At 60.4% G+C, this 10,592-nt stretch carries 7 protein-coding genes and 1 pseudogene; 2 read left to right on the top strand and 6 right to left on the bottom strand.

Features of this window, described 5'->3' with window-relative positions:
- Positions 1 to 387, top strand: a 387-nt coding sequence (locus IRZ31_RS17095) for an RNA methyltransferase (protein WP_297155829.1), incomplete at its 5' end; no start/stop codon positions are given.
- Here the strand turns inward: IRZ31_RS17095 and IRZ31_RS17090 are convergent.
- From IRZ31_RS17090 to IRZ31_RS17070, 5 genes are all read right to left on the bottom strand, one after another.
- Complete coding sequence (locus tag IRZ31_RS17090) at positions 384 to 2,552, bottom strand: molybdopterin oxidoreductase family protein (protein WP_297155826.1); 2,169 nt, start codon at positions 2,550 to 2,552, stop codon at positions 384 to 386. The genes IRZ31_RS17095 and IRZ31_RS17090 overlap by 4 nt on opposite strands.
- Before the next feature lie 86 nt (positions 2,553 to 2,638).
- Complete coding sequence (locus tag IRZ31_RS17085; protein ID WP_297155824.1) at positions 2,639 to 3,484, bottom strand: hypothetical protein; 846 nt, start codon at positions 3,482 to 3,484, stop codon at positions 2,639 to 2,641.
- Positions 3,429 to 4,631, bottom strand: a complete 1,203-nt coding sequence (locus tag IRZ31_RS17080) for a tRNA guanosine(34) transglycosylase Tgt (protein ID WP_297155821.1) — start codon at positions 4,629 to 4,631, stop codon at positions 3,429 to 3,431. The genes IRZ31_RS17085 and IRZ31_RS17080 overlap by 56 nt, the downstream gene beginning before the upstream one ends.
- Positions 4,632 to 4,677: 46 nt before the next feature.
- Positions 4,678 to 7,899: an exonuclease domain-containing protein gene (locus tag IRZ31_RS17075; protein ID WP_297155819.1), complete on the bottom strand. Its 3,222-nt coding sequence runs from the start codon at positions 7,897 to 7,899 to the stop codon at positions 4,678 to 4,680.
- A 99-nt stretch (positions 7,900 to 7,998) separates the two neighbouring features.
- Positions 7,999 to 8,670 carry an XTP/dITP diphosphatase gene (locus tag IRZ31_RS17070; protein WP_363325690.1) on the bottom strand — a complete coding sequence of 224 codons (672 nt, stop codon included), beginning with the start codon at positions 8,668 to 8,670 and terminating at the stop codon, positions 7,999 to 8,001.
- A 354-nt stretch (positions 8,671 to 9,024) separates the two neighbouring features.
- Between IRZ31_RS17070 and IRZ31_RS17065 the strand changes: the two are divergent.
- Positions 9,025 to 9,732: pseudogene (locus tag IRZ31_RS17065) on the top strand (HD domain-containing phosphohydrolase); the annotation flags it as partial.
- A gap of 34 nt (positions 9,733 to 9,766) precedes the next feature.
- On the opposite strand, the gene IRZ31_RS21470 reads toward IRZ31_RS17065, so the two are convergent.
- A complete protein-coding gene (locus IRZ31_RS21470; RefSeq protein ID WP_363325691.1) occupies positions 9,767 to 10,093 on the bottom strand; it encodes a response regulator in 327 nt (108 codons plus the stop codon).
- Between the last annotated feature and the right edge of the window lie 499 nt (positions 10,094 to 10,592).

The following is a 10,592-nucleotide window of genomic DNA, read 5'->3' as shown; positions in this document are numbered from 1 at the left end:
GCCCGAGGGGTGATGCTGCTCGATCACTGCGCCGACCCCCACGACCCGAATGCCGTCCGCGCCAGCATGGGCGCCCTCTTTGCTCAGGGTATTATTCGCGCTAGCTCGGCAGAGTTCTGGCGCTGGAAGGAGCAAACAGGCTGCACAGTGGTCGGTACCTCCGGGGCGGCTGCCACTGACTATCGCTCCTTGCGCTATCCGCTGCCCCTGGTCCTGCTGATGGGTAGCGAGCGCGAAGGCCTCTCTCCCTCTCAGCAGGCTAGCTGCGACGTCATGGTCAGCATCGCCATGACGGGCCGCAGCGATTCGCTCAACCTGGCGGTCGCCACGGCCCTGGTGCTCTATGAGGTCTTCTATCAGTGCCGTTCCTCGCACAACCTCAGTTAGCTCCTGACGGCCTTCTCCGGCTCGCCGAAAGGTTGAGGCGCTTCGGCAACCGGTTCGATGGTGACGAGGGTGGTGTGGAAGGTGCTGCCGCCATTGAAGTCCGCCAGACGATCGGAGGTCAGCCAGTTGATATTGCGTCCATCGGGGCTGAAGCGTGGCCACCAGACGGAGCTGGCCGCCAGCACGCCGGGACGCACCTCATCGCTTACCTCGGCAAAGACCAGGCAGCTCCCTCGTTCGTTCGAGAGGCGCACAAGCTGCCCATCTCGAATGCCACGCGCTCGGGCCTCATCAGGATGCAGACGCACGCTGGGGCGACCTTCTTTACGACGTAAAGTTGCCACGTTGCCGAAACTGGAGCTGATGAAGTGATGCGCTCCCGGCGAGACCAGCACGAGGCGCTCACGCTGGCCATCTGGGCCAGCGGTAAACGGCGATTCGACGTCAGGCACCCAGTCGGGCAAGGGATCATAGCCCAGGTCCGCCGCTTCCTGCGAGTAAAACTCGACTTTGCCGGAGGGAGTACCAAAGCGTCCATCGGCGAAGGGAATACGCTGCTCTTCGGGGATGGCCAGCGCTACCCACCCTTCTCGCTGGAGACGCTCCAGAGTGATGTCCTTCAGCAGCGGCGAGCGCGCCGCCGTGGCCTCCAACACTCCCCGAATGACAGCTTCGGCGTCTTCTTGCAGCCAGGATTCGGTGAAGCCCATCGCCTGCGTCAAACCACGCATGACATCCCAGTTGCTCCGCGCCTCTCCCAGCGGCGCAATGGCCTGGGCATTGTATTGAAGTGCGAGATGGCCATAGGCTTTGTGGAGATCGGTCTGCTCAAGCTGGCTGGTCGCTGGCAGCAAGATGTCAGCGTAGCGCGCCGTATCGGTTTCAAACAGGTCGTGAACCACGACAAAGAGGTCATCGCGCTGGAGGCCCTCGACGATCTTGCCAGCGTTGGGAGCGGAGGCCACCGGGTTGGCGTTGTAGACATAGAGGGCATAGATGGGTGGATCAGCCTCACCGGTGAGCAAGGCCCCCAGCCGATTCATGTTGAGGGTGCGCGGGGCCGGTGGACAGGCCGGATCGTGCTCATGTTTGACCGCTTCAGCATCCCATCGCAGCCAGTCACTGGTACTGTACATGACCCCTCCACCAGCCAGGCCATACTGACCGGTCAGGGCGGGGAGACAGAGCAAAGCGCGGACCGTCTGCCCCCCATTGGTGTGACGATTGATGCCGTCGGTCACACGCAGCATGGCCGGCGTGGTAGTAGCATAGGCCACGGCCAGCTCGGTAATCGTCTCAACCGGCAGACCGGTGATCGCCGCCGCTCGCTCAGGCGGATAATGCATGATGCGCTCACGTAGCTGCTCCCAGCCAACAGTATGGGCCTCGATCCAGGCCCGATTGTGCAGACCACGGCTCACAATGACGTGCATCATGGCCAGAGCCAGGGCTGCATCGGTGCCAGGATACGGCTGGATATGCAGATCGGCAGAACGCGCCGTCAGCGTGCGCACAGGGTCAATGACGACAACCCGCGTCCCCTGACGCTGCGCCTGGCGCAGGAAAGGCATGATGTGCGGGGCTGTACTCGCCGGATTGCTGCCCCAAATCAGGACCAGCCGGCTCTGCAGCAACATCTCTGGAGAAGGAGCCAGACGCCAGCCAATAGTGAGACGCACCGCCTCCTCGGCAGCATAACCGCAGATGGCCCGCTTGAGCCGCGAGGCCCCGAGGCGATTCCAGAAGCGCGAGTCGGCCACGGCCCCATTGACTAATCCCAGCGTGCCAGCGTAGCTGTAAGGCAAGATGCACTGGGCACCGTGCTCAGCGATGATACGTTGCCAGCGCTCGCTGATCTCAGCAAAAGCCTCTTCCCAGCTGATGCGGCTGAAGGAGCCGCTGCCCTTGGGTCCCTTGCGCCGTAGCGGATAGCGCAAGCGCTCGGGGTGATAGACGCGCTCCAGATAGCGATTCACCTTGGCGCAGAGCCAGCCACGAGTGATCGGGTGATTAGCCCGCCCGCGGAGACTCAGCGCCCTTCCCTGCTCGTCGACCAGGGTCTCTAAAGCACAGCCGTCAGGACAGTCATGAGGACAGGCGCCGTAGACCAGACGGACAGACGCTGAGGTCGCCTGCTTCCCCTCATCAGAAGAAAATATGACCATGCGGAACAAGCTCCTCTACCAGTGAAGAGAACGCCGGCTTGCTCCTACCTTGCTCGCCGGGCGAGGCGCACAAGGCTATTGCCGGCTTACTCTTTCTCGATGCGAAAAACCAGCTCCCCCGGAAAAGAGAAACGTTCGAGCCGCCAGCCACAATCAGCAACCAGGGCGCGAAAGCGAGCCTCATAGTAAGCCGCCATCCCTCGCTTTCCACCACCCAGGCTCTGCCCGGGGAAGGAGACTAGCAAGTAGCGCGCGTGGATGGCCTGCAGGAGGCGTATGCCGGCCTCCGGCTCAATATGCTCCAGACACGGCAAGACCTTCAAGACAAAGGCGAGATCAACCACCAGATTCGGAGGCGCCTGCACAATATCGCAGACCGTGGCCTCCCCCGAAACCCCCAGGATTTCTAAAACAGCCTGCAGAAAGGTTGCCAGATCCTCATAGATGTCACAGGCATAGTAGAAGCAGGCACTCTGGCTGGCTCGGAAGAAAGGCATCCAGGGCAGAGCCAATGGATGGAAACCACAAGCGACATCAAGGACACGCCTCACAGGTGGCAGATCGGCCAGCAAGCGATCGTAAAAAGTGGTGAGCACAGCGAGCCGTTCGCGAGTCGAGGCATGCCAGGCCATCGCGCGACGGCAGACGTTACGTAGTCCTTCCTCATCGCCGCTCGCGCGCGCCTGGCGCAGCTCTTCCAGCCAGCGCTCATATGGAGCCGGGCCTGCCAGATACATGCCCGCGATCTGATGCAGCCGACGCTTGGTGGCCTTGATCGCCACCTCCAGATCATCATGCCGGGCTAGCTCACGAGCGCCCACAGCGGCGATGGTTCCCGTATACAGTGAGCGGTACTTACGGCTCGCCCGCACCGCCTCAACCAGCTGGCTGAGCCGCTCGCTGCTCTTGTAGCTCTGCCACTCGCTCACCATGCAACAGCATTCCCAGGCGCTGCATCAACTGCATCATAAAGCGCAGGTTATGGATCGTCGCCAGGCGCAGGAAGAGGGCATCATTGACCTTAAAGAGATGATGCAGATAGGCCAGACTGTAGCGCGAACAGCAGAGACAGTCACAGAACGCAGAGACCGGTCGCCGCTCGCGGCGCAGGCGCTCATCGCTGAGGTACACATAGCTAAACCAGGTCCCATCGGAGTCGAGGCTACTCGTGGTAGGGTCCTCTGTAAAGCAGTACAGCCGTGCATGGCGTGCGTCGCGCGTTGGCATCGCGCTGTCGAAAAGATCGTAACCCATGCGCGCACAGGCCACCACATTCAGGGGATGGCCGATTCCCAGGCCATGCAGTGGAAAGCGCGCCGGAATTAGCTCGCGTGTCCAGGCTACAATCTCGCTCAGCAGCTGGCCCTCGCTATCCAGCGGCCAGCCGCCGAAACCAAAGCCATCAAAGCCAATCTCCAGCAATGCCTCCGCACAGGCGCGGCGCAGCGCGAAATCGCCACCGCCCTGCACAACCGCAAACAGCAGCGGACGCCGCTCCGGCGGCAGCTTCTTCTGCTCCACCAGGCGTACAAACTCAGCCTTGCCGCGCCGTGCCCAGGCAATCGTCCGCTCAACCGACTCGCGCTGCCGCGAGGGCGGCTCATCAACATGCGTACAATCGTCCAGACAGACCACGACATCGCTGGCGTAGCTGCTCACCTGCAACTGAATACTCTTTTCAGGCGTGAGCAAGAAACGCCGTGTTGCTCCTTCTGGCTGAAAGGCCAGCCCCTTCTCTGTCAAATGGCCATAGCGAGCATTCTGGCGAATCAGTGAATAGGCTTGAAAGCCTCCCGAATCGGTCACAATCGGACGCCGCCAGCCGCTCAGCGCATGTAACCCGCCGATGGCCTCCACCGCAGAGGACCCAGGGCGTTGCATTAAATGGAAGGTATTCATGACGAGCGCCTGGACTCCGCACTGCTCCAGATCAAGGCTGTCAACCGCCCGCACTACTCCATGCGTTGCATCGGGCAAAAAAGCTGGCAGAGAGACCGCCCCATGTGGGAGCGCCAGCGCTCCACGCTTATCCACACTCATTATCGCTATGCCGTTCTCAACGTGCTTGCTGCTCGCCACCGTCATCCTTCAATGCCAGTACGATACCATAGGGCGCAGATGCGGGTCAAGGTAGCTCGACGCCGGAGCCAGGCGTTGACTGGCCGCCGAGGCCATCAGAGGTGAGCCAGTCCAAAACAGCTTCGGGCATCTGGGTCACGCTGTCCTGGCGCTGCGAGCAGCGCGGCAATGAGTGCAGGATGAGCTGCCCATACTCTTTGGAGATCAGACGCCGATCAAAGATAATGACGCTATTGCGCTTACCACTGCTCCAGGCCAGGCGATTGAGCGTTCGACGCAGGCGCAGAGCGGCGACGGGCACGGTCATTTGATGGAGCTGGTCGGCATACTGCTCGGCTCGTGCCGCCAGAGGAGGATCATTGAGGGCCGGCATCGGCAGCCGGGTGATAAACAGGCAGGAGGGCAGCGTTGGTAGCTCTTCAACACCCTCCCAGAAGCCTCCCGCTCCAAAGAGCATAACCCGCGGCTGCTCGGCGAAGATCTGCCAGAGCTGACGCGGCGAGCCGTCGATTCCATGACCGAGCAGCAGAATATCACGCGCCTCCAGGGCGGCCTTGATGAAAGAGTAAGAGCTGCGCAGCGCGGCGTGAGAGGTGAATAAGACCAGAATCTGACCCTCTAAGGTTTCGGCCATCTGCAAAATGGCCTCATCGAGACGCCGCTGATACTGGGGCATATTGGGTTCAGGAACATCATTGGGGATATAGAGCAGCGTCTGAGCACAGCGATCGCCTTCCAGCGAATAGGCTGGGCAGTGCTCCATTTCCAGTGCCAGCCGGCCCCGCACAAAGGAGAAATCGCCAGCGACCGCTAAAGCCACGCCCGCCAAAATGGTCGCCCGCTGCGGATGAAACAGCAAACGCTTCAGCATAGGCGCGACCTGAATCGGCTGACCGTAGATGGCCGGGGCATGCTCCAGCGGCTGCTCCACTACCGGGGCCGCCGCAGCGCTGTCTAAGCCGCGCGGCTGTGGATGCACAGGAGCTGGCGGAATACGCAACCAGTAGACCATCTCTCCTTCAGTGAGAGCAAAAGCCTGGTCCCCCTGCTCTTTGAGCGCGCGCAACCGCTGAGCGCACATGGCGAACTCTGCTGCCAGGGCATCGCTCAACAGCCCTGTCCGCTCCAGGCGCGTTCTTCCACGACTGCCCGTTAGCAGCAAGCGCTCAGCCTCCTGAGACAGCTCGACCACCGTCTGCAGGCGCTGCGATAGCTGACGCCAGGCGTGGGCAGCCTCATCCCAGCTCTCCAGGTTTAGCAGGGCACGCTGGAGGCGCAGGGCTTGATCAAGACGCTCGGCGAAACGCGGACTCTGGCTCTGGTTGCGAGCTGCCTGGGAGCGTCCACGATCATGGCGAGAACTCTGGTTACCAGCAGGAGCATGCAAAGCCTCATCCAGCAAGTGCGTCAGGGCAAGGAAAAAGTGATTGGCCGCCCCACAAGCCTGACGCAGAGCCTGGAACCAGGAGAGCAAGCGTGTATCCAGCTCGGCCCGCGTGACCGTGGAAGAGGAAGCCAGACTCAGGGGAGTACCAGCGGAAGGGACAACCTCCTCGCGCAAGGCCGGAGCCGCTAGCGCCAGCAGACCCTGGTAACGCCCATTGGGGAGTTCGATGCCGAGCGCCTGGAGGAGCGTTAGCAACCGTCCATGACTCAATTCTACCCCGCTGCGGCGCGCCCACTCCTCTTCAAGAAGATCAGCATCGAGAATGAGGCGATACGGTATCTCCGACAAGAGAGAATGGGAAGAAGAGAGATCGTCGAGCAGTCCCGCATGGGTCGTCACCACAATCTGTGCAGCTCGCACGCGCTCCTCGGCCCGCTGATAAAAGCAGTAGCCTTTACGACGATAGGCACAGCGCTCATAAATGCTGCCAAGACGCTCATCGCTCGCCACGAGGCGCTCGCCTCCCGAACAGATGCGCTCCCAACTCGCAATCTCATGGGGCAACAGCGTCAACTCGCCGCGCTCACCGGTCAGCGTCTCCTGCGCCCACAGAGTGAACTTTGCAAAAGCCCGAGCCTCCTCTGAACGCGGCCCACCCCCCACGCGCATCTGGGCGGTACCAAACCAGCGATGCAGACAAAGGTAGCCATCGCGCTCAGCCAGATAGGCCACGGAGAAACCCGCTCCAAGCTGCTCCTGGAGACGCGGCAGCAAAGCATCTCTGATGCGATAGGCCGCCTGCGTGGAAGCGCAGCTGATCAGCAGACGAGGTAACGGTAATGAGGCTGTTCTCGCCTGCCTGGCAGCTTCTTTGAGCCATTCAAGGACCGCAAGTAGCAGAGGCACATAGTCATCGCTACCAAGCGTGGTCTCGACTAAGGCTGTCCCGCAACGGGCCAGCGTCTCATGCAACAGGTGCTGCAAGGCTGCATAGCTACTGAGGCGCTGACGCTCGCACTCTGAGCGCCTGGCCTCAAGCAAGATCTGCAGGTCAGGCGTCGCCTCCGCTGACAAGAACGCAAGAGGCTGGGCTGGCGAACGAGGACGATCGTCAGGAAGAGGCGTTGTTGAGCGCTCCGCCTCAGCGGTCAATGTGGGAAGCGGCGGGCCGGCACGGGCCACAGCAAACGAGAGGACCCGCGGGTCCATGCCCAACTGAGTAGCGAAATGCTGACCGAGGTTTCCCCAAATGGGACCGCGCTGCAGCCCCTGCTCGCGCTGACGCTCGCGCAATTCCTGGCGGAAGAAGGTCAGCAGCGGCCAATCAGGCGGCGCATCGAGGTGGGCAAGCTCCTCAAGCGCCGCCAGGTCAATCGCCTGCAGGCGCTCATAGAGGGCGAGAAAGACATGCATGGCCAGCAATGTATCGGCCATCGCCCGATGGCGCTCTGGGGAGCTGGGCACCCCCAGAAAGCGCGCCACATAGCCCAGACTGTAGCTCGGCAGTGAGGGGAGGAGCACCGAGGCCAGCTCAAAGGTATCGATCAGCTGGTTATGATAAGCCAACCCCTGCCGGCGTAAAAAACTGACATCAAAAGGGATACTATGCCCAACAATCGGAAAGCTGCCGACAAACTGCTGTAGCTTGCGCGCGATCGCCTCAAACGAAGGCACGCCGATCAGCTGCCGCGGCGTGATCCCTGTCAGACGCTGCACCCGATAAGGGATGGAACGCCCCGGCGCCACCAGCGTCTCAAGTCGATCGAGGATCGTCGTGCCCTGGAACTTGACCGCAGCCACTTCGAGGATAGCATCTTGCTCCACATGCAGGCCGGTTGTTTCCAGATCAAGCGCGACCCGGATAGGCGGCTTCTTCCCCATAGGAAATCTTTCTCTCCTGCTTGCTCACTCGCTCTTGCGCTCACCTGCTTGCTTGCTTGCGTACTTAGCGATCGCTGCTCCCCTAGCCGCAAGGCCAGACTAAGGCAGAGTGTCGAGCAGGTCGGCAGAAGTAGCGAAGGGAGGCCAGCTTGCGAGCAGTCTCCGTGCCAGTTGAGCCGCCCTTCCCCGGTGACTGATGCGATGCTTCTCCTCCGGGGACAGCTCGGCTGTGGTCTTACCAAGTTCAGGAACGAGGAAAATTGGATCGTAGCCAAAACCGTTGCTGCCGCGCGGCTCCTCGGCGATCTGGCCTTCTACAACCCCTTCAACCGTGCGACAGTAGCCCCAAGGCTCTGCAATGGCAATGCAACAGCGGAAACGTGCTGTGCGCTGCTCTGGCGGAAGCCCCTGCAGACGCTGCAAGATGAACCGGAAGCGCTCCTCGTAAGGCGTCTCCCGCCCCATGAAACGAGCGGAATAGATACCGGGCGCACCGCCCAGGGCATCGATCTCCAGGCCCGAATCGTCAGCCAGCGCCAGCAGACCTGAAGCTTTTGCGTAGGCCCGCGCTTTTAACTCGGCATTCTCACAGAACGTTTGCCCGGTCTCCTCCACCTCCAGCGTAAGGCCGACGTCTACTGGAGAGACTACATGAAAGGGCAGGTCCTTGAAGAGCGTGCGCAGTTCTTCTAGCTTATCGCGATTCGTAGTCGCTAACAGCAAGCGCCTTGGCTCTTGAGTGGGTTGATCGCTCGTCTCGCGTTGCTTCATCGACTTTAGATAATCACGGAGCAGACGCAGGTGGGAGCACTTGTCATGTCAGAAGCCGTTAACGGGAACCGCTTCCCTTTACCCTGATTTCCTGCGCAGGCAAGATCTTCTCAGGCCCGTTCGCTCCTTGTCCCAGGCGGATAGTTTCAAATTTGATCCCATATTACCATACCGGGGCTACCTTGTCGAGAGGAGAAAAGGCCGTTGAGCGCCTTGCCACCGACCTTATGGGACCGCTAGCGGTTATATCCATCTCCACTTTCAACTTTTTCGCTGGCTGCAACGTATCTCTCTATAGGAGGACAAACGCTTAGACAAGCGAAGGAAAGCCTGTCAGACTGACCTGGATAAGAGATGATGAGGTACAACTCAAACGGCGACAGCAACGCTGCTGGAGAAGAAGCGAGACAGTCAGTGTCAGCAACGGCTCGCTCTGGCTGGCGACAGCAGCAGGCCAACCGGACAAGCGCTCAAGAAACCTTGCTGATAGGATCGAAACCAGAGCCAGTGGGGGCAGCATCTGTGTTTATAGATTCCACCCAGCAGGGGCCGCCGCTCCCTGCTGGCGGCTTTGCTCATCTCCTGCGGTCGCTGCGCGAATACGACGGGCAGCTCTATCATCACTCGCTACACGTCTACTTGCTTACAGCACCGCTCCTGCAGGCTCTTCGTCTCTCGGCCCATGAGAGTATCCTCATCGAGCTGGCAGCCCTCTTCCATGACCTTGGCAAACTGGCACTACCCAGACAGCTCCTGCATAAAGCGACAGCGCTGACTGCGGAGGAGTTTGCTCAGATTCGCACTCACTGTTTGAAAGGGGCATTGCTCCTGAGCCGTCTGCAAGCCCCCCAGGTCATGGTGCGCGCTGTCTACCACCATCACGAGCGCTGGGATGGTCATGGCTATCCGACCGGGCTAACCGGCGAGGCCATTCCTCTTGGGGCTCGCCTGATTGCGATCAGCGATGCTTTTGCTGTCATGACCAGCGGACGCAGCTACCAGGCGCCACGCACTCCCTTCCAGGCCCTGACGGAACTTCGGCGCCATGCCGGCACCCAGTTTGATCCCACCCTGGTCGAGCTTTTTGCTCTGGTTTTCAAGACGCGGGAGGCACTGCACCAGGTAACAGCATCGCCATTAGCTGGAGAAGCTCCTCTAGATCAAAGGGCTTTCGCAACAGATAGATACCGCGGCGGCGTAGCTCTTCAAGCGGCAGGTCACTCCAGGCTGTGATGAGCACGGTAGGCACGTTGCGCATGGTCTCAATCTCTTGCAGACGGTCATAGAGTTCCAGACCATGCATACGCGGCAGCCGATAGTCTAACAAGATCAATGCCGGCCTGACATGCGGGGCCGCATACAGCGTCAGCTCGCTTTCGCCTATCCATAACGGGCGATAGTCCGTGCGTTCTAGAATGACCATTTGCAATAGCTCGCTGACGTCCCGATCATCATCTATAATGAGCACCGTCTTGCTTTCCTTCATAGGTCAGCCTGCTACTACTCTTGGCAAACGAGACAACCATCTCGACGGAATAGCACTACTCTCCTCCTTCGATAGAGACGCATCAGCTCCCTAGGAGGCACGGCTCTTTCAGAGAGTACTATTTTTCCTCTCGCTGGTCCCGATCCTGCCCAGACGGCCCGCACAAGATGCTCAGGCTCAAACCTCTTCGTTCTTCATTACCCCTACCCTCTGCTGACCTCCTGGTGGGCCGCCTGCACCCCGGAAATGAAGACGCCCACCCCGGTCGATGCGGATAGCGCTTCTGCTAGAATACATCTCCACACCACTTCTAGCCACTCTCCTGCTCCCACGACGCTTCTGGCTTGTGCACCAAAACTGATGCTTGACAGCCGCTCTAGACGAGGAGTATAATTAAATGCGGTAAACAGCCCAGGTGGCTAGCCCTCCACTGGAG

It is taken from the genome of Thermogemmatispora sp., from assembly GCF_019683635.1.
Taxonomy (GTDB): Bacteria; Chloroflexota; Ktedonobacteria; order Ktedonobacterales; family Ktedonobacteraceae; genus Thermogemmatispora.
This window is presented reverse-complemented; position numbering and strand designations above follow the sequence as displayed.